23 protein-coding genes and 1 pseudogene are annotated in these 23,540 nt (G+C 75.1%); 7 read left to right on the forward strand and 17 right to left on the reverse strand.

The window, feature by feature from the left end:
- Positions 1-216 precede the first annotated feature (216 nt).
- From pdxT to pgsA, 6 genes are all read right to left on the reverse strand, one after another.
- Entirely contained in the window at positions 217-822 is a 606-nt protein-coding gene (pdxT, locus tag HDA31_RS18125) for a pyridoxal 5'-phosphate synthase glutaminase subunit PdxT (protein WP_178064270.1), read from the reverse strand.
- An 83-nt stretch (positions 823-905) separates the two neighbouring features.
- Positions 906-1,823: a pyridoxal 5'-phosphate synthase lyase subunit PdxS gene (gene pdxS / locus HDA31_RS18130; RefSeq protein WP_043962916.1), complete on the reverse strand. Its 918-nt coding sequence runs from the start codon at positions 1,821-1,823 to the stop codon at positions 906-908.
- Positions 1,824-1,954: 131 nt separating this feature from the next.
- Positions 1,955-2,455, reverse strand: coding sequence for a hypothetical protein (locus HDA31_RS18135; protein WP_074475969.1), 501 nt, complete (start codon positions 2,453-2,455; stop codon positions 1,955-1,957).
- Between the two features lie 87 nt (positions 2,456-2,542).
- Positions 2,543-3,703, reverse strand: a complete 1,161-nt coding sequence (locus HDA31_RS18140; RefSeq protein WP_178064269.1) for a glycosyltransferase family 4 protein — start codon at positions 3,701-3,703, stop codon at positions 2,543-2,545.
- Between the two features lie 16 nt (positions 3,704-3,719).
- Positions 3,720-4,667, reverse strand: a complete 948-nt coding sequence (locus HDA31_RS18145) for a phosphatidylinositol mannoside acyltransferase (protein WP_074475967.1) — start codon at positions 4,665-4,667, stop codon at positions 3,720-3,722.
- Complete coding sequence (gene pgsA, locus HDA31_RS18150; protein ID WP_074475966.1) at positions 4,664-5,296, reverse strand: phosphatidylinositol phosphate synthase; 633 nt, start codon at positions 5,294-5,296, stop codon at positions 4,664-4,666. The genes HDA31_RS18145 and pgsA overlap by 4 nt, the downstream gene beginning before the upstream one ends.
- A 250-nt stretch (positions 5,297-5,546) precedes the next feature.
- Here pgsA and HDA31_RS18155 point away from each other — a divergent pair, with 250 nt between their 5' ends.
- Positions 5,547-7,670 carry an elongation factor G-like protein EF-G2 gene (locus HDA31_RS18155; protein ID WP_178064268.1) on the forward strand — a complete coding sequence of 708 codons (2,124 nt, stop codon included), beginning with the start codon at positions 5,547-5,549 and terminating at the stop codon, positions 7,668-7,670.
- A gap of 4 nt (positions 7,671-7,674) precedes the next feature.
- Here HDA31_RS18155 and HDA31_RS18160 read toward each other — a convergent pair whose 3' ends face one another.
- Positions 7,675-8,733, reverse strand: coding sequence for an aldo/keto reductase (locus HDA31_RS18160; protein WP_178064267.1), 1,059 nt, complete (start codon positions 8,731-8,733; stop codon positions 7,675-7,677).
- A 74-nt stretch (positions 8,734-8,807) separates the two neighbouring features.
- Complete coding sequence (locus HDA31_RS18165; protein ID WP_178067273.1) at positions 8,808-9,320, reverse strand: HIT family protein; 513 nt, start codon at positions 9,318-9,320, stop codon at positions 8,808-8,810.
- A gap of 149 nt (positions 9,321-9,469) precedes the next feature.
- Between HDA31_RS18165 and HDA31_RS18170 the strand changes: the two genes are divergently transcribed.
- Positions 9,470-10,210, forward strand: coding sequence for a D-Ala-D-Ala carboxypeptidase family metallohydrolase (locus tag HDA31_RS18170; RefSeq protein WP_246384553.1), 741 nt, complete (start codon positions 9,470-9,472; stop codon positions 10,208-10,210).
- A gap of 120 nt (positions 10,211-10,330) precedes the next feature.
- On the opposite strand, the gene thrS is transcribed toward HDA31_RS18170, so the two are convergent.
- The gene (gene thrS / locus HDA31_RS18175; RefSeq protein ID WP_178064266.1) at positions 10,331-12,334 is read right to left on the reverse strand and encodes a threonine--tRNA ligase; all 2,004 of its coding nucleotides are present in this window, start codon (positions 12,332-12,334) and stop codon (positions 10,331-10,333) included.
- Positions 12,335-12,651: 317 nt separating this feature from the next.
- On the opposite strand from thrS, the gene HDA31_RS18180 reads away from it, so the two are divergent.
- Positions 12,652-13,665 carry a YcnI family protein gene (locus HDA31_RS18180; protein WP_221487455.1) on the forward strand — a complete coding sequence of 338 codons (1,014 nt, stop codon included), beginning with the start codon at positions 12,652-12,654 and terminating at the stop codon, positions 13,663-13,665.
- A 102-nt stretch (positions 13,666-13,767) separates the two neighbouring features.
- Here HDA31_RS18180 and HDA31_RS18185 read toward each other — a convergent pair whose 3' ends face one another.
- Complete coding sequence (locus HDA31_RS18185) at positions 13,768-14,685, reverse strand: ADP-ribosylglycohydrolase family protein (protein ID WP_178064265.1); 918 nt, start codon at positions 14,683-14,685, stop codon at positions 13,768-13,770.
- 73 nt (positions 14,686-14,758) lie between these two features.
- On the opposite strand from HDA31_RS18185, the gene HDA31_RS18190 reads away from it, so the two are divergent.
- Positions 14,759-15,448: a response regulator transcription factor gene (locus HDA31_RS18190; protein ID WP_178064264.1), complete on the forward strand. Its 690-nt coding sequence runs from the start codon at positions 14,759-14,761 to the stop codon at positions 15,446-15,448.
- 29 nt (positions 15,449-15,477) lie between these two features.
- The gene (locus HDA31_RS18195; protein WP_176734928.1) at positions 15,478-16,881 is read left to right on the forward strand and encodes a HAMP domain-containing sensor histidine kinase; all 1,404 of its coding nucleotides are present in this window, start codon (positions 15,478-15,480) and stop codon (positions 16,879-16,881) included.
- Between the two features lie 221 nt (positions 16,882-17,102).
- Here HDA31_RS18195 and HDA31_RS18200 read toward each other — a convergent pair whose 3' ends face one another.
- Both HDA31_RS18200 and HDA31_RS18205 read right to left on the reverse strand, forming a co-directional pair.
- Complete coding sequence (locus HDA31_RS18200) at positions 17,103-18,128, reverse strand: adenosine deaminase (protein WP_178064263.1); 1,026 nt, start codon at positions 18,126-18,128, stop codon at positions 17,103-17,105.
- The gene (locus tag HDA31_RS18205; protein WP_178064262.1) at positions 18,125-18,931 is read right to left on the reverse strand and encodes a trans-aconitate 2-methyltransferase; all 807 of its coding nucleotides are present in this window, start codon (positions 18,929-18,931) and stop codon (positions 18,125-18,127) included. Before HDA31_RS18205 ends, HDA31_RS18200 begins: the two co-directional genes overlap by 4 nt.
- Positions 18,932-19,015: 84 nt before the next feature.
- On the opposite strand from HDA31_RS18205, the gene HDA31_RS18210 reads away from it, so the two are divergent.
- Both HDA31_RS18210 and HDA31_RS18215 read left to right on the forward strand, forming a co-directional pair.
- On the forward strand, positions 19,016-19,999 hold the full coding sequence (locus tag HDA31_RS18210) for an aldo/keto reductase (protein ID WP_178064261.1): 984 nt from the start codon (positions 19,016-19,018) through the stop codon (positions 19,997-19,999).
- 91 nt (positions 20,000-20,090) lie between these two features.
- On the forward strand, positions 20,091-20,288 hold the full coding sequence (locus HDA31_RS18215) for a hypothetical protein (RefSeq protein WP_043962901.1): 198 nt from the start codon (positions 20,091-20,093) through the stop codon (positions 20,286-20,288).
- A gap of 113 nt (positions 20,289-20,401) precedes the next feature.
- On the opposite strand, the gene HDA31_RS18220 is transcribed toward HDA31_RS18215, so the two are convergent.
- From HDA31_RS18220 to HDA31_RS18240, 5 genes and pseudogenes are all read right to left on the reverse strand, one after another.
- Positions 20,402-20,605: a cold-shock protein gene (locus HDA31_RS18220; RefSeq protein WP_007075740.1), complete on the reverse strand. Its 204-nt coding sequence runs from the start codon at positions 20,603-20,605 to the stop codon at positions 20,402-20,404.
- A gap of 294 nt (positions 20,606-20,899) precedes the next feature.
- The gene (locus HDA31_RS18225; RefSeq protein WP_074475957.1) at positions 20,900-21,172 is read right to left on the reverse strand and encodes a DUF4235 domain-containing protein; all 273 of its coding nucleotides are present in this window, start codon (positions 21,170-21,172) and stop codon (positions 20,900-20,902) included.
- Positions 21,169-21,522, reverse strand: a complete 354-nt coding sequence (locus HDA31_RS18230) for a DUF3618 domain-containing protein (RefSeq protein WP_074475956.1) — start codon at positions 21,520-21,522, stop codon at positions 21,169-21,171. Before HDA31_RS18230 ends, HDA31_RS18225 begins: the two co-directional genes overlap by 4 nt.
- Positions 21,519-21,953, reverse strand: a complete 435-nt coding sequence (locus HDA31_RS18235) for a phage holin family protein (RefSeq protein WP_178064260.1) — start codon at positions 21,951-21,953, stop codon at positions 21,519-21,521. Before HDA31_RS18235 ends, HDA31_RS18230 begins: the two co-directional genes overlap by 4 nt.
- Before the next feature lie 357 nt (positions 21,954-22,310).
- Positions 22,311-23,492 (reverse strand): annotated as a pseudogene (locus tag HDA31_RS18240) (mechanosensitive ion channel family protein); the annotation flags it as partial.
- Between the last annotated feature and the right edge of the window lie 48 nt (positions 23,493-23,540).

The raw sequence follows: 23,540 nt of genomic DNA on the forward strand, positions 1-23,540 counted from the left end.
CGCCGGCGTCGACTGCCCGCGCCAACTCCACTTCTCCACCGGCGTACGACGGGCCGGTCGGCTCTGCGTGGATGGCCGCGGCGGGCGCGGAGCCCTGCCGAACCGCGGCAATCCTACCGAGGTGGCACGCGGCGGTGTCACACCCGGCACCGGCACGCCCGGCTGCGGACGCGCCGAGGGCCCGCCCGGATGTCCGGGCGGGCCCTCGGCCACGGCTCAGGCGGCGCGCACCAGGTCCACGAAGTAGCGGTGCAGTCGCAGGTCGCCGGTCAGCTCGGGGTGGAAGGAGGTGGCCAGCAGGTTGCCCTGCCGGACCGCGACGATCCGCCCGGCGGCCGGACCCTCGGTCACCTCGCCGAGCACGTCGACCCCGACGCCGACGCGCTCGACCCAGGGCGCCCGGATGAACACCGCGTGGAACGGCTCCCCCGCGACCCCGGCGATCGCCACCGGGGCCTCGAACGAGTCGACCTGCCGGCCGAACGCGTTGCGCCGGACCGTCATCTCGATGCCGGCGAAGCCCCGCTGGTCGGGGCGGCCGTCGAGCACCTCGGTGGCCAGCATGATCATGCCGGCGCAGGAGCCGTAGACCGGCATGCCGGCGGCGATCCGCTTGTCGATCGGCTCGCGCATGTCGAAGATGTCGGCGAGTTTGCTGATCGTGGTGGACTCGCCGCCCGGGATGACCAGGCCGTCGACCGCGTCCAGCTCCCGCGGCCGGCGTACGGGGCGGGCGTGCGCGCCCGCGCCGGTCAGGGCCGCCACGTGCTCCCGGACGTCGCCCTGGAGCGCGAGCACACCGATGGCGGGTGCTGCCGTCACGTTCGCTCCTCTCCTTGGCCGGTTGGTGAGGAAGGGGCCCTTCCTATGCAGAATGCGTTAACAGGGGGCCCCTCCTTGCACCGTCACCAGCCGCGTTCGGCCAGGCGGTGCGGCTGCGGGATCTCGTCGACGTTGATGCCGACCATCGCCTCGCCGAGGCCCCGGGAGACCTTGGCCAGCACGTCCGGGTCGTCGTGGAAGGTGGTGGCCTTCACGATCGCGGCGGCGCGCTGCGCCGGGTTGCCGGACTTGAAGATGCCGGAGCCGACGAAGACGCCCTCCGCGCCGAGCTGCATCATCATCGCCGCGTCGGCCGGGGTGGCGATGCCCCCGGCGGTGAACAGCACCACCGGGAGCTTGCCGGTCTCGGCGACCTCCCGGACCAGCTCGTACGGCGCCTGGAGCTCCTTGGCCGCGACGAACAGCTCGTCGGCCGGCAGGGAGCTGAGCCGGGCGATCTCCTGGCGGATCCTGCGCATGTGCATGGTGGCGTTGGAGACGTCGCCGGTGCCGGCCTCGCCCTTGGAGCGGATCATGGCCGCGCCCTCGGTGATCCGGCGCAGCGCCTCGCCCAGGTTGGTCGCCCCGCACACGAAGGGGACGGTGAACGCCCACTTGTCGATGTGGTTGGCGTAGTCGGCGGGGGTCAGCACCTCGGACTCGTCGACGTAGTCCACGCCGAGGGCCTGGAGGACCTGGGCCTCGACGAAGTGGCCGATGCGGGCCTTGGCCATGACCGGGATCGACACGGCGTCGATGATGCCGTCGATCATGTCGGGGTCGCTCATCCGGGACACCCCGCCCTGGGCGCGGATGTCGGCGGGGACCCGCTCCAGGGCCATCACCGCGACGGCGCCGGCGTCCTCAGCGATCTTGGCCTGCTCGGGGGTGACCACATCCATGATCACGCCGCCCTTGAGCATCTCGGCCATGCCACGCTTGACGCGGGCGGTCCCGACGACGGGGGTGGCGCTGGCGTTCGGGGAGGTGGTTTCGGGCACGGGTCATCGCTCCTCGGCGTGCTCGGGGGGTGACGGCTAGCTGAATGCTACGTCGGGTGCAACGCCGCTCCGACAGCCAATCAGACCCACGGTGGCCTGCCCTGTGGCCGTCGTCACCCGGCCGGCGCGGCTCAGGCGGGCACGTCGGCCGGGAGCTCCAGGGTCGGGTCGTCGATGTCGAAGTAGCGCGGCCAGGGGTGCCGCCGCCCCATCCGCAACAGCCGCACCAGGGGGCGGCCGCGCGCCGAGCGGGCGTCGCGGACCAGGTCGGTGTGCACCTGGCGGGCCAGCGCGAGCCGCCGGCTCGCGGCGATCACCGCCTCGCAGTCCGGGTCGGCCGGGTCCAGCCGCACCGCCCGCAACTGCCGGGTGAGGTCGTTCTCGGCGGCCTCCCGCTCCTGCGGCTCGGCGTCGAGCGCGATCCGGGCCGCCGCGTACAGCTCGACGCCGTAGCGCCGCTCGGCCAGCACGGCCGCCGCCGCCGCGCGCCGCAGCAGGTGCGCGTCGAGGGCCCGGGCGGCGGACTCCGCGCGGACGCGCAGCCGCTCGACCCGGCCGGCGGTCCAGATCAGGTACGCCGCGACGAGCCCGACGACCAGGCTCGCGCCCACCACCCACCACATGCCCGGCATCGTAGTGCTGCTCCGTTCGCCTCGTCCGGGGTGCGGCCGACGCGGCCGGCGTCACTCCCGTCACGGAAGCCACCCCGGTCACACCACTCAGCCGGGCCCCGCCCATTCCTGGTCGATGACCCGCCCGTCGGTCGCCTCGATCGCCGCCGCGTAGACCTCCAGGACCCGGCGGGCGACCACGGGCCAGTCGAAGTGCGCCACCACCTGATCGCCGCAGGCGGTCAGCTCGGCCCGCCGCGCCGGATCGTCGAGCAGGCCCGTGAGGGCCGCCCGCAGCGCCCCGGCGTCGCCGGTGGGGAAGAGCTGCCCGGCCCGGCCGCCGTCGAGGACCCGGCGGAACGCGTCGAGGTCGCTGGCGACGACGGTCGTGCCGGCGGCCAGGGCCTCGGTGAGGATCATCCCGAACGACTCGCCGCCGGTGTTCGGGGCCACGTAGAGGTGGACGCTGCGCAGCATCCGCGCCTTGTCGGCCTCGGAGACCAGGCCGAGGAACATGACCTGGTCGCGCAGCGGGGCGGGAAACCGGTCGAACAGGTCGTCCGGGTCGCCCGGCCCGGCGACCAGCAGCCGCAGCCCGGGCCGGACGGCGGCCAGCTCGACGAACGCGTCGCGCAGGATCGGGAAGCCCTTGCGGGCCTCGGTGAACCGGCCGAGGAAGCCCAGCGTGCCGCCCTCGCCGGGCCCGCACCCCCCGGGCCAGCCGGGCAGCGGGGCCGCGTGGCTGAACTTGGCGACGGTGACGCCGTTGGGGATCTCCACCGCGCCGCCGTCCATGTGCTCGACCTGGACCTTGCGGGCCAGCGCGCTGACCGCGATGCGGGCGGTGATCCGCTCCAGCACGATCTGGAGCACGCCCTGGGCGGCGGCGAGCACCCGGGAGCGGGTCATCGCGGTGTGGAAGGTGGCCACCACCGGCCCCTTGGCCGACAGGACGGCCAGCATCGACAGGCTCAGGGTCAGCGGCTCGTGCACGTGCAGCACGTCGAAGTCGCCCCGGGCGATCCAGCGCCGGACGCGGGCGGAGGAGACCGGGCCGAACGCGATCCGGGCCACCGACCCGTTGTACGGCAGCGGCACGGCCCGGCCCGCCGGCACCACGTACGGCGGCAGCGGGGAGTCCTCGTCGGCGGGCGCGAGGACGCTCACCTCGTGCCCGAGCCCGAGCAGCGCCTCCGCCAGGTCCATCACGTGGTTCTGCACCCCGCCGGGCACGTCGAAGGAGTATGGGCACACGATGCCGATCCGCATTCCGCGCCCCTTCGCCTCAGGCCGTCCCGGTGGCGGCCGGCGGGCCGGCGGCGGGCCGGGACCCGTCGCCGGTGCCGCGCTGGTCCAGCCACATCCGCTGCAACATGTGCCAGTCTTCCGGATGCCGGGCGATGCCCGCCGACAGACCGTCGGCAATGTGCTGGGTCAGCACCCGGACCCGCTGGTCCAGCGGCCCGCTGTCGGCGTCGGGCAGGGGCAGCGGGCCGGCGATCGAGGCGCACGCGGCGTCCGGCTCGTACCACATCGAGGCGACGTAGAGCGGGGCACCGGTGCGGATGGCCAGCAGCGCCGGGCCGGCGGGCATCCGGGTGCGCGCGCCGAAGAAGTCGACCTCGATCCCCCGGGCCGAGAGGTCCCGGTCGGCCAGCAGCGGCACCACCGCGCCGCTGCGCAGCCGGTCGACCAGCACGTCGAAGGCGGGGCGGTCCCCGCCGTGGGTGGGCAGGATCTCCATGCCGAGGCCCCGGCGGAAGGCGAGGAAGCGCTGGTAGACGCCCTCGGGCTTGAGCCGCTCGGCGACCGTGGTGATCGGCCAGCCGGTGGCGGCCACCCAGGCCCCGGCGGCGTCCCAGTTGCCGGCGTGCGGCAGCGCCACCACCGCGCCCCGGCCGGCGGCCACGTCGGCGGCGAGCCGGTCGACGCCGTCGGGGGCGAGCCGGAACCCGGTGAGGAGCTGCGCGCGGCTCAGCGCCGGCAGCCGGAACGCCTCCATCCAGTAGCGGGCGTAGGAGCGCAGGCCGCGACGGACCAGGTCGTCCAGCTCCGCCTCGGGCAGCTCGGGGCCGACGACCCGGCGCAGGTTGGCGCGCAGCCGGGCCGTACCCCCGCCGCCGGCGCGGTGGGCGCGGTCGGCGCCCGCCCGGAAGGCCGCGGCCACGACGGGCCGGGGCAGCGCGCGGGCCAGGCGCCAGCCGGCGACGTAGCCCAGCTCGGTGAGGTTCACCCCCGGGACCCGCTCGGCGTGCTCGCCTGGGCCTGCCGGTAGACGTGGGCCATCCGCTGACCCACGGTGAAGATCGAGACGGCGGCCAGCAACCAGAGGGCGACCTGGAGGGCGTACGGGACGCCGACGCCGGTGAGCAGGCCGCCGACGCCGACGATGAGCAGCCGCTCGGTGCGCTCGGCGATGCCGACGTTGCAGGTCATGCCGAGGCCCTCGGCGCGGGCCTTGACGTAGGAGACGAGGCCCCCGGCGGCCAGGCAGAGCAGCGCGGCGGCGACGCCGGCGTGGTCGCCCTCGGTGGCCAGCCAGTAGGCCACCGCGCCGAAGACGGCGCTGTCGGCGACCCGGTCCATGCTCGAGTCGAGGAACGCGCCGAACCGCGTCGAGCCCCCGCTCATCCGGGCCATCGTGCCGTCGAGCAGGTCGGTGAGCGCGAAGAACGTCACGACCAGCGCGCCGGCGACGAGATGGCCGCGGGCGCCGAGGCCGAGCGCACCGACGAGCACCCCGAGGGTGCCGGTCACGGTGACGGCGTTCGGGGTCACGCCCGCGCGGAGCAGGCGGCGCGCGATCGGCTCGACGACGCGGGTCATCCCCGCGCGGGCCGACACTTGGAAGATCTTCGCCATGGCGGTCCCACGATAACGGCCGGCACCCCGGGACGGTACGCCCCGGTCGCCGACCCGCCCGAGGAAGTCTTGTGCCGGCTCCGCAAGAGGTGTGAGATCGAGCGTGGGGGTGAGTTAGCTCACCCGCCGGACCGTCCCGTGCCCGCCGTGCGGCGGATCACCGGAGGATGTCGCCGCGGCAGCGGCATCGGGCCGCTTCCCGTCGCGCGCGGCGGTCGCCACCCACCACCGGCCAAGGGAGGTGCGCCCCATGGCGCAGAAGAGTCAGGACAAGGGAGCCGTCGGCGGCGCGCCGACGGTGACCGAGCCCGGCGGGGTACGCAACGTGGTGCTCGTCGGGCACTCCGGGGCCGGCAAGACGACCCTGGTCGAGGCGCTGCTCGCCGCCACCGGCACGATCGGCCGGGCCGGCTCGGTCGCCGAGGGCACCACGGTCTGCGACCACGACCCGGCCGCCGTGCGCCAGCAGCGCTCGGTGAGCCTGGCCTGCGCCCCGCTGGTGCACCAGGGCGTCAAGATCAACCTGCTGGACACCCCCGGCTACGCCGACTTCGTCGGCGAGCTGCGCGCCGGCCTGCGGGCCGCCGACGCCGCCCTGTTCGTGGTCTCCGCCGTCGACGGGATGGACGCCACCACCGCCGCGCTGTGGGAGGAGTGCGCCGCCGTCGGCATGCCCCGGGCGGTCGCGGTGACCCGGCTGGACCACCCGCGCGCCGACTTCGACGAGGCCGTGGCGCTGTGCCAGCGGGTCTTCGGCGACAACGTGCTGCCGCTGCACCTGACGATGCTCGGCGACGACGGCGAGTCGGTCGCGGGGCTGCTCGGCCTCGTCACCCGCCGGGTCCTCGACTACACCGCCGGCCTGCCGGCGCAGGTGCGCGAGCCGGACCCGGAGCACCTGCCGGCGATCGCCGAGTCCCGCAACGAGCTGATCGAGGGGATCATCGCCGAGAGCGAGGACGAGTCCCTCATGGACCGTTACCTCGCCGGCGAGGAGATCGACACCGCCGTGCTGGTCGCCGACCTGGAGAAGGCCGTCGCCCGGGGGCACTTCCACCCGGTGCTGCCGGTCTGCGCGGCGACCGGGGTCGGCCTGGACGTGCTGCTCGACGGCCTGGTGTCGGCGTTCCCCTCGCCGCTGGAGCACGAGCTGCCCGCCGTCACCGGGGTCGACGGCTCGCCCCGGCCGCCGCTGGCCTGCGACCCGTCCGGCCCACTCGTCGCCGAGGTGGTCCGCACGACCGTGGACCGGCACGTCGGGCGGGTGTCGCTGGTCCGGGTCTTCTCCGGCACCCTGCGCCCCGAGCTGACCGTGCACGTCGCCGGGCACGGCATGGCCGAGCGGGGGCACCCCGACCACGACGCCGACGAGCGGGTCGGGCACGTCTACACGCCGCTGGGCGCGAGCCTGCGCGAGGTGGGCGTCTGCGTGGCCGGCGACATCTGCGCCGTCACCAAGTCGGGCAGCGCGGAGACCGGCGACACCATCTCCGCCAAGGACGACCCGCTGCTGGTCGCCCCGTGGGAGATGCCCGAGCCGCTGCTGCCGGTCGCCGTCGTCGCGCGCAGCCGCGCCGACGAGGACGCCCTGGCCCGCAACCTCGCCCGGCTCGTCGCCGGCGACCCGACCCTGCGGCTGGAACGCAACCCGGAGACCCACCAGCTCGTGCTGTGGTGCATGGGCGAGGCGCACGCCGACGTGGTGCTCGACCGGCTGCGCGGCGGCGGCGTCGAGCTGGACACCGAGCCGGTGCGGGTGCCGCTGCGGGAGACCCTCGCCGGGCCCGCGAAGGGACACGGCCGGCACGTCAAGCAGTCCGGTGGCCACGGCCAGTACGCCGTCTGCGACATCGAGGTGGAGCCGCTGCCCCGGGGCGCGGGCTTCGAGTTCGTCGACCGGGTCGTCGGCGGCGCGGTGCCGCACCAGTACGTCCCATCGGTGGAGAAGGGCGTCCGGGCGCAGCTGGAGCGGGGCCTGGTCGCCGGGCACCCGGTGGTGGACCTGCGGGTGACCCTGGTCGACGGCAAGGCGCACAGCGTCGACTCCTCCGACGCGGCGTTCCAGACCGCCGGGGCGCTCGCGCTGCGCGACGCCGCCGAGAAGGGCCAGCCCGTCCTGCTGGAGCCGGTCGACGAGGTGGTCGTGCGGGTGCCGGGGCACACCGTCGGCGCGGTGCTGGGCGACCTGGCCGGGCGGCGCGGCCGGGTGCTCGGCACCGAGCCCGACCCGGACGCCGAGGGGCACGCGCTGGTGCGCGCCGAGGTGCCGGCCGTCGAGCTGCTGCGCTACGCCGTCGAGCTGCGCTCGCTCACCTCGGGAACGGGCACCTTCCGCCGCCGGTTCGCCCGCTACGACCCCGCGCCCACCCACTGACCGGTCAGGGGCGGGTGGGCGGGGTCGGCGGCATCGGCCAGTAGGGGCGGTCGGCGGAACGCAGGGCCGCCGACCGCAGCGCCGCCAGTCGGCGTTCCACCTCGGCGAAGTGGTCCGGGGCCAGCGGGCCGAGGGCCAGCGCGGCGGCGTTCTCCTCCACCTGGGCGACCGTGCGGCAGCCGGGGATCGGGACCGCCCGGCCGCTGCGGGCCCAGAGCCAGCCCAACGCCCCCTGGGCGAGGGTGCGGCCGTCGGCGGTCAGCGCCGACCGGACCGCGCCGACCCGGCGCAGCCACTCCGGGGCGGGCCGGCCGCTGCGGAACCACTCCAGCCAGGTCGCCGTCGCCCCCCGCACGTCGTCGCGGGGCAGGGTGGAGCCGGCGGCGTACTTGCCGGTGAGCAGGCCCATGCCCAGCGGGCCGCGGTTGATGCTGGCCAGGTCGTACTTGTCGCAGACGGCGAGCATGTCGGGGGTGTCGCGCAGCACCGACAGGTCGTGCTGCACGGCGGTGCCGAGGCGGGCGCCCTGGCCGAGGGCGTCGGCCCGGTCCACCCGGTCGGTGCTCCACCCGTACGCCCGGATCAGCCCCTCGGCGACGAGGTCGTCGCAGGCCGCGAAGAGCGCCTGCGCGCGCGGCACCGCCAGGTCGCCCAGGTGCAGCTGGTAGAGGTCGATGCGGTCGGTGCCGAGGCGGCGCAGCGAGTCGGCCACGGCCCGGCGCAGGTACGCCGGCGAGGCGTCCCGCCCGGTGGCCTGGCGGGTCGAGGGGTCGAAGGTGTAGCCCCACTTGGTGGCGATCACGGCCTCGTCGCGGCGGCCGGCGAGGGCCCGGCCGAGGACCTGCTCGCCGTGGCCCGCGCCGTACGTGTCGGCGGTGTCGAAGAGGGTCACGCCGAGGTCGAGCGCCCGGCGGACCGCCCGGACCGACTCGGCGTCGTCGACCGCGCCCCAGCCCAGCGGCTGGACGCCCTCGGCCCAGGGGCCGCCGATGGCCCAGCAGCCCATGCCGAGGGCGCTGACCTCGATGCCGCTGCGACCCAATGTCCGTGTCGTCACTGCCACCGCCAGATCGTGCCACTCGGAGCGCCGCCGCGGACGGCCGTTTCACCGGAACGAGACGAACCGGCCACGGAGGGTCAGCCGGGCCAGGCGCCGCGGAACAGGTCGCGGGTGTCGGTGAGCAGCTGCGGCAGCACCTTCGTGCGCCCGATCACCGGCATGAAGTTGGCGTCGCCGCCCCACCGGGGCACCACGTGCTGGTGCAGGTGCTCGGCGATGCCGGCCCCGGCGACGCCGCCCTGGTTCATCCCCAGGTTGAACCCGTGGGCGTTGCTGACCCGCCGCACCACGCGCATGGCGGTCTGGGTGAACGCCGCCAGCTCGGCGGTCTCGGCGAGGTCGAGGTCGGTGTAGTCGGGCACGTGCCGGTAGGGGCAGACCAGCAGGTGCCCCGGGTTGTAGGGGTAGAGGTTGAGCACCGCGAAGACCCGCTCGCCCCGGGCCACCACCAGGCTCTCCTCGGCCGGCAGGCCGGGGGCGAGGCAGAACGGGCAGCCGCCGGGCCGGTCGTAGCCGCCCTCCGGGCGGTCGGAACCGGAGACGTACGTCATCCGGTGCGGGGTCCAGAGCCGTTCCAGCCCGTCGGTCATGCCGTCGTCCGTGTGCCGTTCCGCCCCTGTCACGCCGTCGATCCTACGTTCCCGGCGGCGGATAGGGGGTGAAGAATCTTGACGGAGAGACGTTGATCGATGAAGCTTCCAGTCAGGAAAAGGCTCGACAACCGTCGATGGGAGATCACGTGAAGACCGCACTCCGCCGGCTCGGCAGGGCCCTGGCCGCCTGCGCTCTCGCCGCCACCACCACCCTGGTCGGGCTGACCGTGACGACCGGCGCCGCGCACGCCGACGGGTGCTACACGTGGGGCCGGTCGCTGGCCTCCGGCGCCACCGGCGAGGACGTCCGGCAGCTCCAGATCCGCCTCGCCGGCTACCCCGGCTACGGCGCGGTCCTCGGCATCGACGGCTCGTTCGGCCCGGCCACCCGCTCGGCGCTGATCCGCTTCCAGCAGGCGTACGGCCTGTCCGCCGACGGCGTCGCCGGCCCGCAGACCTTCACCAAGCTGTACGCGCTCCAGGACGACGACTGCACGCCGGTCAACTTCAGCTACGCCGAGCTGAACAACTGCAACGGCGACTGGTCCGGCGGGGCGGTGTCGGCGAGCACCGCGCGGTTCAACGCCCTCGTGTCGATGTGGAAGCTCCAGGCCCTGCGGCACGCGCTCGGCGACCAGTCGATCCGGATCACCAGCGGCTTCCGCAGCTACGCCTGCAACAGCGCGGTCGGCGGCGCGTCCAACAGCCGGCACCTCTACGGCGACGGCGTCGACATGGGCTCCGGCCCGCACTCGCTGTGCCGGCTGGCCCAGCAGGCCCGCAACCACGGCTTCGCGCAGATCCTCGGCCCCGGGTACCCGGACCACAACGACCACGTCCACGTCGGAGCGGCGGGCGGCTGGTCGGCCCCGAGCTGCGGCATCTGACCCGCCCCGCGCGAGAAGGGTCCCCCTCGCCCGGCAGCCGCCGAGCGCCTCACCGGCGGCCGCCGTGAGAGGGGGACCCTTCTCTACCGAATGCGTTAAGAGGGGGCCCTTCCTTGCGCCTTACCCCTGCGCCGACGGGCCGGCGTTGGTGCGGGAGTTGACCACGTCGAGCACGTGGGCCACCGCCTCGGCGACCGGCACGCCGTTGCGCTGCGAGCCGTCGCGGTACCGGAACGACACCGTGCCGGCCGCCACGTCGTCGTCCCCGGCGATCACCATGAACGGGATCTTCTGCTGCTGGGCGGTGCGGATCTTCTTCTGCATCCGGTCGTCGCCCGCGTCCACCTGGGCCCGGATGCCCTCGGCGCGCAGCGCCGCGACGAACCCGTGCAGGTAGTCGGTGTGGTCCTCGCGGATCGGGATGCCCACCACCTGCACCGGGGCCAGCCAGGCCGGGAATGCCCCCGCGTAGTGCTCGGTGAGCACGCCGAAGAACCGCTCGATCGACCCGAACAGCGCCCGGTGGATCATCACGGGTCGCTGCCGGCTGCCGTCGGCCGCCTGGTACTCCAGGCCGAAGCGCTCCGGCAGGTTGAAGTCGACCTGGATGGTGGACATCTGCCAGGTCCGGCCGATGGCGTCCTTGGCCTGCACGGAGATCTTCGGCCCGTAGAAGGCCGCGCCGCCCGGGTCGGGGACCAGGTGCAGGCCGGACTCCTGCGCCGCCGAGCGCAGCGCCTCGGTCGCCCGCTCCCAGTTCTCGTCGGTGCCGACCGACTTCTCCGGGTTGCGGGTCGACAGCTCCAGGTAGAAGTCGTCCAGGCCGTAGTCGCGCAGCAGTTCGAGCACGAAGGCGAGCAGGGACTTCAGCTCCCCGGCCATCTGCTCCTCGGTGCAGAAGATGTGCGCGTCGTCCTGGGTCATGCCCCGCACCCGGGTCAGGCCGTGCACCACACCGGACTTCTCGTAGCGGTAGACCGTGCCGAACTCGAACATCCGCAGCGGCAGCTCCCGGTAGGAGCGGCCCCGGGACCGGAAGATCAGGTCGTGCATGGGGCAGTTCATCGGCTTGAGGTAGTAGTTCGCGCCCTCGACCTCCATGGGCGGGAACATGCCGTCGGCGTACCAGTCGAGGTGCCCGGAGACCTCGTACAGGTGGCCCTTGGTGATGTGCGGGGTGTTGACGAAGGAGTAGCCGGCCTGCTCGTGCTTGATCCGCGAGTAGTTCTCCATCTCCCGCCGGATGATCCCGCCCTTGGGGTGGAAGACCGCCAGGCCGGAGCCCAGCTCGTCGGGGAAGCTGAACAGGTCCAGGTCGACGCCGAGCTTGCGGTGGTCGCGCCGGGCGGCCTCCTCCAGCAGCTTCAGGTACGCCTTCAGCTCGTCGCGGGTCGGCCACGCGGTGCCGTACACCCGCTGGAGCTGGGGGTTCTTCTCGCTGCCCCGCCAGTAGGCGGCGGCCGAGCGCATCAGCTTGAACGCGCCGATCAGCCGGGTGTTCGGCAGGTGCGGGCCCCGGCACAGGTCCGACCAGCAGACCTTCTCCTCCTTGGCGTCGAGGTTGTCGTAGATGGTCAGCTCGCCACCGCCGACCTCCATCACCTCGGAGGAGTCCAGCCCCTCGCCCTTGACGTCGATCAGCTCCAGCTTGAACGGCTCGGCGGCCAGCTCGGCCTTCGCCTCGTCCAGGCTGGCGAACCGCCGCCGCCGGAACCGCTGCCCGGACTTGACGATCTCCTGCATCCGCTTCTCGAGCTTCGCCAGGTCGTCGGGCTGGAACGGCTTGCCGACGGCGAAGTCGTAGTAGAAGCCGTTCTCGATCGGCGGGCCGATGCCGAGCTTCGCCTCGGGGAACACGTCCTGCACCGCCTGGGCGAGCACGTGCGCGGTCGAGTGGCGCAGCACGTTGAGCCCGTCCGGGGTGTCGAGGGCGACCGGCTCGACGACGGTCTCCTCGGCGGGCGCCCAGTCCAGGTCGCGCAGGTTGCCCTGCGGGTCGCGGACCACGACGACCGCCTTCGGGCCGCTGGACGGCAGCCCGGCCGCGGCCACCGCGTCGGCCGCCGTCGTCCCGGCGGCGACGACGACGGGGTCGGCCACGACGGGGGTACGGGGTGCGGACACGGTGACTCCTCCAGAGGACGACAGATGCGGCCGGCCGGCCGCCCCCGCTGATGCTAGCGGGCAAGGAAGGGCCCCTTCTTATCGCATTCGGTAGTGGAAGGGCCCCTTATTAACGCCGAGGGCCGGGCAACGCGGCGCACGGCGGCGGGCCGCCGGGCAGCGCAGCCGGACCGGCAGGCGGGCGGGGGCGGCCAGGCAAGGTGGGTGGCTGGCGGGCGGGCGCCCGATTGAACCTTTCGGCCGCGCCAGCCGAACTACCGGGTGGGGCCGGTGGCACAGGCGGCCGGAGGAAGACGAAGGGTGGGGCGAGGGTGGCGATGATCCGCACGTACGAACGAGGACTCCGGTTGGCGGCGTCGGCCGCCGTGGCCGTCGTCGCCGCGACGCTGGGCTGGGCCGGCACGGCGCTGGCGGCGGACGTGACGAGCACCCCGGAGCAGGCCCGCCAGGGCGACCCGGTACGGCTGGAGATCGTCGTGCCCGAGGAGCGCCCGGGTGCCCGCACCGAACGGATCGAGCTGCGGCTGCCGGCGGCGGCGCCCGTGGGCGAGGCGTACCCGATGTCGGTGACCGGCTGGGCCCCCCTGATCACCACCCGGAAGCTGGCCGAGCCCATCCCCGGCATCCACGGCACGACGATGGACACGGTCACCGCCTCGGTGGTCTGGACCCGGGCCAAGGGCGCGCCCGCCGGTCCCGCCCGCCTCGCCGTCTCGATGGGGCCGCTGCCCCAGGCCGAGAAGATGGTGTTCGAGGTGGTGCAGACGTACTCCGACGGCACGGTCGTGCGTTGGGCGGACCCGGCCGGCGGCGCGCGGCCCGCCCCGGTGTTGACCCTGCTGCCGGCGGCGGCGGGCGGGCACGGCGGGGACGGTGCCGCCGGTGCGCACGGCGGGGGCCCGTCCGACACGACGGCGGCCGGCGAGGCTCCCACGCCGGCCGTCGCCCTGTCGGACGGCGCCGCGGCAGGCGACCGCGGGATGACCGATGCCCTGCTGGCGGCGGGTCTGGTCGCGGGGCTCGGCGGGGGCGCCGCGCTCGGTTGGCTGGCGACCCGGTGGCGGCGGCGGACCGACCAGGCGGCGGCGACCACGCCGGACGGCGACGACCTGCGCCGCATCCTCGACGGCGACCTCCCGCCGCCGGACGCGGGCGAGCCGGCCGGGACCGTCGGCGGGACGACCGCCTCGGACGCGCCGGCCGGGGCCATGGGCGGGGCCGCTGCGGGCGAGCCGGCCGGGACCGCCGACGGGACGACCGCCTCGCCCGCGCCGGCCGGGGCCGCCGGCGCGGTCGGCGCTGTGGTGGAGCCGCAGCCGGCGGGCCGGTAGCCCGGCGACGGCTCCGCGAGGCAGCGACGCGACCGCGCCCGGCCCGGCCGCCGGGCCGGGCGACCGGCCACGCGACCCGGCCCGGTGGGAGACGCCCGCCGGTCAGGCGACCCAGTCGGGCAGGGGCTCGCGGGCGGCGAGCCAGTCGGCGGGTACGCCGCCCGGCGCGCCGACGCCGGTGTGGGCGGCCACGACCGCCCCGACGATGGCGGCCGTGGTGTCGACGTCCCCGCCCGCCTCGACGCAGGCCCGGATCGCGGCCGGGTAGTCGTCGAGGTGGGTCGCCGCAACCCAGAGCGTGAACGGCACCGTGTCCTGCGCGGTCACCCGGGAGCCGTTGCCGAGCGCGTCCACGGCGACCGCGAGGGGGCGGCCCAGCAGGCCGGCGGCGCGGCGTACCCCCTGGTGCACCTCGCCGGGGTCGAGGGCCGCGGCCACGGCGGCGAGCAACCGCGACGGCGGCGGGCGGTCCCCGTCGAGGCGGGCCCGGGTGGCCAGCGCGGCGGCCACCGCGACCGCGACGGCGCCGGCGATGCCCTCCGGATGGGCGTGGGTGACCTCGGCGGAGGCCCGGGCCTGGGCCGCCGCCTGCCGGGTCGAGTCGGCGAACCACGCCCCGAGCGGGCCGACCCGCATCGCCGCGCCGTTGCCGCACGAGCCCTGCCCGTCGAACGCGGAAGCCGCGGCGACGGGCCACGGCGTGCCGGTGCGGATCAGACGCAGGATGGTCACCGCGCCGGGCCCGTAGCCGCGGTACGGCTCGCAGCGGTGCGCGAAGGCCAGCGCCAGCCGGTCCCGGTCGATCTCCCCGGCCTCGGTCAGCTCGGCCACCACGGAGCAGGCCATCTCGGTGTCGTCGGTCCACTGCCACGGCGTCGGCGGGAGCCGGCCGGCGGCAAGGTCGGCGGGCCGCCGGCCCGGCACGAAGAACTGCGAGCCGAGGGCGTCGCCGACGGAGAGGCCGTGCAGGCTGTCCCGGGCGAGCGCCGCGCGGGTGTCCGCGAAGAGCGTGAATGCCATGGCCGTACCAGCTTGCCCGGTCGCCGGGTGCGCCGCAACGCGCCCCGCTTGCCATCACGAGTACGGTGCTGACGTGGCCACGGTGCTCCTGGTCGAAGACGACCACGTCGTACGCGGCGCGATGCTGCGGTCCCTCGCCGACCGTGGGCACGCCGTGCACGCCGTGGGCACCGCGCTGGACGCGCTGCGCCGGGTCGCGGCGGAGACCCCCGACCTGGTGGTGCTGGACCTGGGTCTGCCCGATCTCGACGGCTCGGACGCCCTGCGGATGCTGCGCGGGATCACCGACGTGCCGATCATCATCGCCACCGCCCGCGACGACGAGCAGTCGGTGGTGCGGCTGCTGCGGGCGGGGGCCGACGACTACATGGTCAAGCCGTTCACCGGCGCGCACCTGGACGCCCGCATCACCACCGTGCTGCGCCGCGCGGGCCGGGCCAGCCGGACCGTGCAGCCGGCCGTGCACACCGTCGGCGGCCTGCGGGTGGACGTCGGGGAGCGCAGCGCCCTGCTCGACGGGGTGCCCCTCGCGCTGACCCGCAAGGAATTCGACCTGTTGGCGTATCTCGCCGCCCGGCCCGGGCGGGTAGTGTCCCGCCGGGAACTCTTGGAGGAGGTATGGCGGCAGCCGTCGGTCGGCGAGGACCAGACCATCGACGTTCACCTCTACTGGCTACGTCGCAAAATGGGCGAGTCCGCGGCGAAGCCGCGCTACCTGCGCACCGTGCGGGGGGTGGGCTTCCGGTTGGTGGCCCCGGACTGAGGGCCGCGCTGGCCTGGCTCACGGCCGGCATGTGCGGCCTCGTCGCGCTCGCCTTCCTGGTGCCCCTCGGCATCAGCCTGGGCGAGCGGACCCGCGAGGAGGCCATCGCGGACGCCGCCCGGCGCAGCGCGCTGGTCACCGGGACCCTCGCGGTCAGCACCGAGCCGGCCGTCGTGCAGCGCGCGGTGGAGGCCAGCGGCGAGGACCCGGCGACCCGGCCGGTGGTGCACGGGTTGGGCGGCGACGACACGGCCGGGCGGGCCGACGGGGCGGCGCTGGCCCGGGCCGCCGCCGACCGGCGTTCCGTGGTCACCGACGTGCCGGGCGGGGTGCTGCGGCTCGACCCGGTGGTGCTGGGCGACTCGGTGGCCGTGGTCGAGGTGTTCGTCCCGGACGCCGCCCTCGACGAGGGCGCCACGGGCCGCTGGCTGCTGCTGGGGGCGGTGGCGGTGGCGCTGGTCGGCGCCGCCGTGCTGGTGGTGGACCGGGTCGCGGCCCGCACGGTCGACTCGACCCGCGGGCTCGTGCAGGCCGCCCTCGCCGTCGGCGACGGCGACCTGGGGGTACGCGTCGAGCCGACCGGCCCGCGCGAGCTGGCCGAGGCCGGCTACGCGTTCAACCGGATGGCCGACCGGCTGGTGGCGGCCCGCACCGACGAGCGGGAGCTGGTGGCCGACCTGTCGCACCGGCTGCGGACCCCGCTGACCGTGCTGCGGCTGGACGCCGACGGGCTCGACTCGGACGACACCAGCGTCGGCTCGTTCACCGAGGCGGAGCTGGACCGCCGACGGGCGATCCGGCGGATCCGGCAGGCGATCGTCACCCTGGAGGGCGAGATCGACGTGCTGATCAACACGACCCGCAAGGCGGTCGCGCACGAGGCCGGGCCGGCGATGTGCGACGTCAGCGAGGTCGTCCGGGACCGGATGGTGTTCTGGTCGGCCCTCGCCGGCGACCAGAACCGGCCGCACCGGGTCAGCGGCGCGCAGCTGCGCATCCCGGCGCCGGTGCCGCGCGCCGAGCTGGCCGCCGCGCTCGACGCGGTGATCGGCAACGTGTTCCGCTACACCCCGCAGGGCACCGCGTTCGAGGTGGCGGTCTCCCGCCGCGACGGGTATGTGGCGATCCGCATCGACGACGCCGGCCCCGGCATCGCCAACCCGGACCGGGCGCTGCGCCGGGGGGCCAGCGACCAGGGCTCCACGGGGCTGGGGCTGGACATCGCCAAGCGGGTGGCGTTGCAGGCCAACGGGTCGGTCAGCATCGACCGGGCCCGGCTCGGCGGGGCCAGCGTGGTGATGCTGCTGGCCGACCCGGAGGCCACCCCGCGACAGGTCAGCCGGTTCGGTCTGGTCGGGCGGATGGCCCGGGACGCGCGGGAGCCGAAGGCCGAGGGCCGCCGCTGGCCCCGCCGACGCCCGTCGGACGGCTGACCCGGCGACCGGCCGGGACCGGCCGGTTGTGCGCAGACGCAAGTCTTCCTTAGATCCGGATTAACCACGGCGGCACATCGGACGCCCGATGGCAGGATCTGGGACGAACCCATCAGTTCCACCGGCCAGTTCCGGGTTTCCACCGGTCGGTGGAGCCGTGCGCGCGGCGGGAGTGCGGTCCCCCCACAACCTCCTCCCGCCGCGCGCCAGCCCGGAAGCCGTCAGCCGGCCGTCGCGGCCAGGTAGCCGTCGATCTCGGCGGCGAGCCGCGTCTTCTCCCCCGGTGCCAGGAACGACGCCGTGACCGCGTCGGTGGCCAGCGCCGCCAGCCCCTGCGGGCCGAGGTTGAGCAGCCGGGCCGCCACCGCGTACTCGTCGTTGAGGGTGGTGCCGAACATCGGCGGGTCGTCGGAGTTGATGGTGACCAGCACGCCGGCCTCGACCAGCCGGGGCAGCGGGTGGACGTCGAGCGAGGCGACGGCCCGGGTGCGCACGTTGGAGGTGGGGCACACCTCCAGGGCGATGCGGTGCTGCGCCAGGTGGGCCAGCAGCTCGGGGTCCTCGGCGGCGGAGATGCCGTGGCCGATGCGTTCCGCGCCGAGGTCGCGCAGCGCGTCCCAGACCGTCTGCGGGCCGGTGGTCTCGCCCGCGTGCGGCACCGAGCGCAGCCCGGCCGCCCGCGCCCGGTCGAAGTACGGCGTGAACTGCGGCCGGGGCACGCCGATCTCGGGGCCGCCCAGGCCGAAGCTGATCAGGCCGGCGGGCTGCTCGTCGAGGCAGATCCGCAGGGTCTCCTCGGCAGCCGGCAGCCCCGCCTCCCCGGGGATGTCGAAGCACCAGCGCAGGGCGATGCCGAAGTCGGCCTCGGCCCGCTTGCGGGCGTCCTCGATGGCCTCGCAGAAGGCCGGTGCGGGGATGCCCCGGCGCACGTGCGAGTAGGGGGTGACGGTCAGCTCGGCGTACCGGACCTGCTGGCGGGCCAGCTCGCGGGCCACCTCGTGGGTGAGCAGCCAGACGTCCTCGGGGTCGCGGACCAGGTCGACCACGCTGAGGTAGACCTCGATGAAGTGGGCGAAGTCGCGGAAGGCGAAGTAGTCGGCGAGGGCGTCCGGGTCCGCCGGCACCGGGCTGGCCCCCTCGTGGCGGGCGGCCAGCTCGGCCACGATGCGCGGCGACGCGGAGCCGATGTGGTGCACGTGCAGCTCCACCTTGGGCAGACCGGCGATGAAGGCGGACAGGTCGGTCACGGGCTCTCCTCGGGAGGGTACGGCGGACGGGCACCGGTGCGGGCGACGACGAACACGCGGCGGAACGGGAAGCACACCCGCCCCTGCCGGACCGGGTACGCCGCCGCGAGGCGGGCGGCGAGCTGGGCGCGGAAGTCGGCCCACCGGGCGTCGTCCAGGGCCGCCCGGACGGGGCGCAGGGCGGTGCCCTCCATCCAGGTCAGCACCGGGTGGTCGGCGTCGGCGGGAGCCGGCAGCAGGTGCACGTACGTAGTCTCCCAGGCGTCGACCGCGCAGCCGGCGCGGGTCAGCAGCGTGGCGTAGCCGACCGCGTCGTCGACCGGGTCGTCGCGCAGCGCCGGGGCGAGGGTGGCGGCCCACGGCCCGCCCTGGGCCACTGCGTGCAGCGCCCGATGCGAGGGCGCGCCGAAGTTGCCCGGCACGGCGAAGGCGAGCCAGGCCCCGGCGGGCAGTTCGGCGGACCACCGGGTCAGCAGCTCCCGGTGGCCGGGCACCCACTGGAGCAGCGCGTTGCTGACCACCACGTCGACGTCGGCGTCGGGACGCCAGTCGCGCACGTCGCCGACCGCGAAGTCGACCGGCGCGGCCAGGGCGGCGGCCCGCCCGATCATCTCCGCCGAGGCGTCGAGGCCGGCGACGCGGGCGTGCGGCCAGCGGGCCGCCAGGCCGGCGGTCAGCGTCCCGGGCCCGCAGCCGAGGTCCACCACGGCCCTCGGCCGCTCGGCCGGGACCCGCGCGAGCAGGTCGTGGAAGGGCCGCCCGCGCTCGTCGCGGTAGCGCAGGTACGTCGCCGGATCCCACATCGCGCCTCCAAACCGTACGTCCGTCTTGTTTTCAAGGTACGGCCCGCCGCACGGCCGGACAAGCCGATCACTAGGCTCGGGGGCATGGAGCAGCGCACCTTCACCCGGCTCGGACTGCACGTCGGCGTGGTCGGGCTCGGCGCCTGGCAGCTCGGCGCGGACTGGGGCCGGGTCGACGAGGCCGACGCGACGGCCGTCCTGACCGCCGCCCTGGACTCCGGCGTCACGTTCGTCGACACCGCCGACGTCTACGGCGACGGGCGCAGCGAGCAGATCATCGGGCGGTTCCTGCGGTCCCACCCCGACGCGGGGCTGACCGTGGCGACGAAGATGGGCCGCCGGGTCGAGCAGCGGCCGGAGGCGTACACGGCGGAGAACTTCCGGGCCTGGACCGACCGGTCCCGGGCCAACCTCGGCGTGGACACCCTCGACCTGGTCCAGCTGCACTGCCCGCCCACCGCCGTGTTCGCCGACGACCGGGTCTTCGACGCCCTCGACGCCCTCGTCGCCGACGGGCGGATCGCCGCGTACGGGGTCAGCGTGGAGACCTGCGACCAGGCGCTCACCGCGATCGCCCGGCCCGGCGTGGCGAGCGTCCAGATCATCCTGAACGCGCTGCGCCTCAAGCCGCTCGACCGGGTGCTGCCGGCCGCATCGGCCGCCGGGGTCGGCATCATCGCGCGGGTGCCGCTGGCCAGCGGCCTGCTCTCCGGCCGGTACGACGAGCACACCACCTTCGCCGCCGACGACCACCGCACCTACAACCGGCACGGCGAGTCGTTCGACGTCGGGGAGACCTTCTCCGGGGTGGACTACGGCACCGGGCTGGCCGCCGTGCGCCGGCTCGCCCCGCTGGTCGGCACGGGCCGCACCATGGCCCAGTTCGCGCTGCGCTGGGTGCTCGACCAGCCCGGCGTCACGGTGGTCATCCCCGGCGCCCGCGACGCCGAGCAGGCCCGGCGCAACGCCGCCACGGCCGACCTCGCGCCGCTCACGCCCGACGAACTGGCCGCCGTCCGGGACACCTACGACGAGCTGATCCGGCCGCAGGTGCACGACCGGTGGTGACCCGCCCGGCGGCGGTGCTCGCGCGCCGCGGCCACGACGCGCATGCTGGACCGGGCCGGCGCGCCCGGCCGGCGAGCGGAGGGGGAACGCGATGAAGGGGTGGCTCCGGCTCACCCTCGGCCTGCTCGCGGTGGTCGTCGGCGCCGTCTGGACGGTGCAGGGCCTCGGCTACGTCGGCGGGAGCATGATGACCGACCAGCGGATCTGGGCGCTGCTCGGCCCGGTGCTGGTCCTCATCGGACTCGCAACCCTCTGGTACGGCCTGCGCGCCCGACGCCGCCGCCCGTGACCCCGGGCGCGACGGGCCGGGCACGTGAAAAGCCCCGCATCCCGAACGGGACACGGGGCTTGACTTGATCCGGGTCGGATCATCCCCTCGGCCGGCGGGCCGGCCGCGGCTGCTCAGATCGGGCGGACCTGCTCAGCCTGCGGGCCCTTCTGACCCTGGGCGATCTCGAACTCCACCCGCTGGTTCTCCTCCAGCGTGCGGTAGCCGCTGGTCTGGATGGCCGAGAAGTGGACGAACACGTCAGCACCCCCGCCGTCGACGGTGATGAAGCCGAAGCCCTTGTCTGCGTTGAACCACTTCACGGTTCCCTGCGCCATGTGTATCTCCTTCTAAAACTGGCGGCCGAGCACGCCGTGCGGCCGATTGGCCGTTTTCGAGCAGCGGCGCCTGAGGCGGCCCCCTGTGCAAGGAGACTTCTCTCAACCCACGCCATCTCGCAACAGCGTGGAACAGCAAACCACGTAGCGAAAACTCTGCACAGCCTACCCGACGAAATTCTTCGACATGTGACCTGAAGGACGCCCGAATTCCGACCTCCCGGGCCCTTCCCGCACGCACGAAGACCCCCTTCCCGGTCACCCGGAAAGGGGGCCCACGCCTGTCCTGGCTGGTCAGTCGGGCCAGCGGCCGGTCAGCCGGCGTACGCCCACCGCGCCGCCGCGGTCGACGGCCGCGCGGACCACGGAGAAGATCGCGCCCTGGAGGGCGGCGGCGGCGAGGATCTCGCCCCAGGCGCGGTCCTCGTCGGTCGCGCTCGGGGCCTCGCCGTCGCCGGCCGTCATCTTCCAGACCTGCCGGAAGATCACGCCCGCGACCGCGCCGGCCGCCAGCCCCATCAGCACCCCGACTGGCTTGTAAGCCGCCCTGCCGATGCCCTTGCTCACCTGCGCCTCCCCCGGACGATCAACAGCACGATCATGGTAGCCACCGCGCCGGCGGCGACCGCCGCCCACGGCACCGGGCTGCGGCCCAGCTCCGCGCCGGCGGCGGCCCGCTCCCGGGCGGCCTCGGCCCCCTGGGCGGCCTGCCCGCGCACCCGGGCCACGGTCTGCGCGGCCTGCTCCCGCACCCGCCCCTTCGCCTGCTCGGCGGAGGAGCGCAGCCGGGCCTTGACGTCGGCCTTCGCGGCCAGCGCCTCCATCGTCTCGCCGAGCTCCACCCGGGTGCGCCGGATCTCCTCGCGCAGGGCCTCCGTGTCGCCGGTGCCGTTGCGGCCGTTCGCGCTACCCGTCATGCCCGTCCCCTGTCCTTCACCGCGGCGGTGACGGTGTCCACGTCCGCCCGGACGCTGCGCACCGCCGCCGCCGGAACCGGCGGGACCGCCTGGCCGACCTGCTTCCTGCCGACCAGGGCGAGGACCCCGGCCAGCAGGAAGAGCGCCACCGCGACGATCAACGCGGCCGCCCAGGCCGGCACGACCAGCGCCAGCAGCAGGATCGCGGCGGCGACCAGCGCGCCCAGGCCGTAGAGCGCCAGCGCGCCGCCGCCGCCGAAGAGGCCGATCCCGATGCCGGCGTGCTTGCCCTTCTGGGTCAGCTCCGCCCGGGCCAGGGCCAGCTCGTCACGGACGAGCCGGGAGACCTGCTCCGTGGCCCGCTGCACGAGCTCGGCGGTGGACGGCTCGCTCCCGGTCCGCGACGTGCGGTGATTCGCGACGTCAGCCATGCTGTCCTCCTTTCGTCATCACCGCGCTGTATGCCCGGAGTCGCCGCCCGTCAATCCTGCGCGGGCACGGTCGGTCGCACCGACCGCGCCGCGCAGCAGTCCCCGGGAGACGGCCGTTCAAACCCACCCGGCCTCGCGACGGGCCTCCGGCGGTTCAACGCGCCGCCACCGGCGCAGGACGCGCCGCGCCGGCCGTCAGCGCCCGGCGGCGGCGTGGTTCCCGGACGGGGCGGGGACGTCGCCGGACCGGGCCGGGGCGTCCTTCGGCGTCGCCCCGGCGGCCCGGGGCGGGGCCGGGCCGTCGGCGGCCGGCGGCCGGGCGTCGGCGGCCGGCGGGGCCGGGGCGTCCGGGCGGGCGGCGGGCTCGTCCGGGCCCACGAACGCCTCGCTGCGGGCCGCGCCGTCGTCGCTGCCGCCGAAGACCCGGGCGTCGTCGGGCACGTCCGTCTCGGCGCTGCGGCGCGCCGGGCGGCGGGGCTGCACGGCCTGCCAGGGCAGCGCGCCGGCCGCGTCGCCGACCTCGGCGCGCATCCGGGGCAGCGCGGTCGGGCGGTGGTCCCGCACCCAGCCGACCAGGTGCTCCCGCACCAGGCAGCGCAGGTCCCACAGGCTGCCGGCGTTCGCCGCGCTGACCAGCGCCCGCACCTTGATCAGGCCGCCCGTGGCGTCGGTGACCTGCAGGACGCAGACCCGGCCGTCCCACAGCTCGCTGCCCTCCACCAGCCGGCGCAGCTCCTCCCGCATCGCCTGCACGTTGATCGACCAGTCGACGTCGAACTCGGCGGTGCCCAGCACCGCCGCCTCCGTGCGGGTCCAGTTCTGGAACGGCTTGCTGGTGAAGTACGAGGTGGGCAGGATCAGCCGGCGGTCGTCCCAGATCTGCACGACGACGTAGCTGAGGGTCAGCTCCTCGATGCGTCCCCACTCCCCCTCGACGACCACCACGTCGTCGAGGCGCACCGCGTCGCTGAAGGCGAGCTGGAGGCCGGCGAAGACGTTGCCGAGCAGGCTCTGCGCGGCCAGCGCGGCCACCACACCGACCACACCGGCGGAGGTCAGCACGCCGGCGCCGACCCCGCGGACGCTCGGGAAGGTCATCAGCATCACGCCGACGGTGAGGATCACGATCACCGCGATGGTCAGCCGGCGCAGCATCACCACCTGGGTACGCACCCGGCGGGCGTGCCGGTTGTCCGGCACGTCCACCCGGAACCGGGCCAGGGCGACGTCCTCGACCACCACCAGCAGCGAGGCGACCAGCCAGGCCAGGGTGGCGATGATGCCGAGCACCAGCGCGTGCAGCACCACCTGCCGCCACGGGGTGCCGACGGCGTAGCCGGTGGAGAACCGGACGGCGAACTGCACGGCGAGCACGGTCGCGGCGACCTGGAACGGGCGGTGCGCGTGGTCGGTCAGCTCGGTCATCAGCAACGAACGCCGGCCGAGCCGGCGGGTCGTCCGGTGCACCACCTCGGCCAGGAAAAGGGCGATCGCCGCCGCGGCGAGCGCGGCGACGATCGTCATGAGGTAGCTCTGCACGGGTGTCTCTCCCCCTTCAGCGGGTCCCTCGATCCGGGCAAAGGCCCA

The organism is Micromonospora carbonacea, assembly GCF_014205165.1.
Classification (GTDB): Bacteria; Actinomycetota; Actinomycetes; order Mycobacteriales; family Micromonosporaceae; genus Micromonospora; species Micromonospora carbonacea.

Excerpts from the sequence above, each read along its gene's own strand:
- HDA31_RS18135 (WP_074475969.1), bottom strand. The coding sequence starts at position 2,455 with ATGCCGGGCATGTGGTGGGTGGTGGGCGCGAGCCTGGTCGTCGGGCTC.
- HDA31_RS18140 (WP_178064269.1), bottom strand. The coding sequence starts at position 3,703 with ATGCGGATCGGCATCGTGTGCCCATACTCCTTCGACGTGCCCGGCGGG.
- pgsA (WP_074475966.1), bottom strand. The coding sequence starts at position 5,296 with ATGGCGAAGATCTTCCAAGTGTCGGCCCGCGCGGGGATGACCCGCGTC.
- HDA31_RS18155 (WP_178064268.1), top strand. The coding sequence starts at position 5,547 with ATGGCGCAGAAGAGTCAGGACAAGGGAGCCGTCGGCGGCGCGCCGACG.
- HDA31_RS18165 (WP_178067273.1), bottom strand. The coding sequence starts at position 9,320 with ATGACCGACGGGCTGGAACGGCTCTGGACCCCGCACCGGATGACGTAC.
- HDA31_RS18180 (WP_221487455.1), top strand. The coding sequence starts at position 12,652 with ATGATCCGCACGTACGAACGAGGACTCCGGTTGGCGGCGTCGGCCGCC.
- HDA31_RS18185 (WP_178064265.1), bottom strand. The coding sequence starts at position 14,685 with ATGGCATTCACGCTCTTCGCGGACACCCGCGCGGCGCTCGCCCGGGAC.
- HDA31_RS18195 (WP_176734928.1), top strand. The coding sequence starts at position 15,478 with ATGTGCGGCCTCGTCGCGCTCGCCTTCCTGGTGCCCCTCGGCATCAGC.
- HDA31_RS18205 (WP_178064262.1), bottom strand. The coding sequence starts at position 18,931 with ATGTGGGATCCGGCGACGTACCTGCGCTACCGCGACGAGCGCGGGCGG.
- HDA31_RS18210 (WP_178064261.1), top strand. The coding sequence starts at position 19,016 with ATGGAGCAGCGCACCTTCACCCGGCTCGGACTGCACGTCGGCGTGGTC.
- HDA31_RS18215 (WP_043962901.1), top strand. The coding sequence starts at position 20,091 with ATGAAGGGGTGGCTCCGGCTCACCCTCGGCCTGCTCGCGGTGGTCGTC.
- HDA31_RS18220 (WP_007075740.1), bottom strand. The coding sequence starts at position 20,605 with ATGGCGCAGGGAACCGTGAAGTGGTTCAACGCAGACAAGGGCTTCGGC.
- HDA31_RS18230 (WP_074475956.1), bottom strand. The coding sequence starts at position 21,522 with ATGACGGGTAGCGCGAACGGCCGCAACGGCACCGGCGACACGGAGGCC.
- HDA31_RS18235 (WP_178064260.1), bottom strand. The coding sequence starts at position 21,953 with ATGGCTGACGTCGCGAATCACCGCACGTCGCGGACCGGGAGCGAGCCG.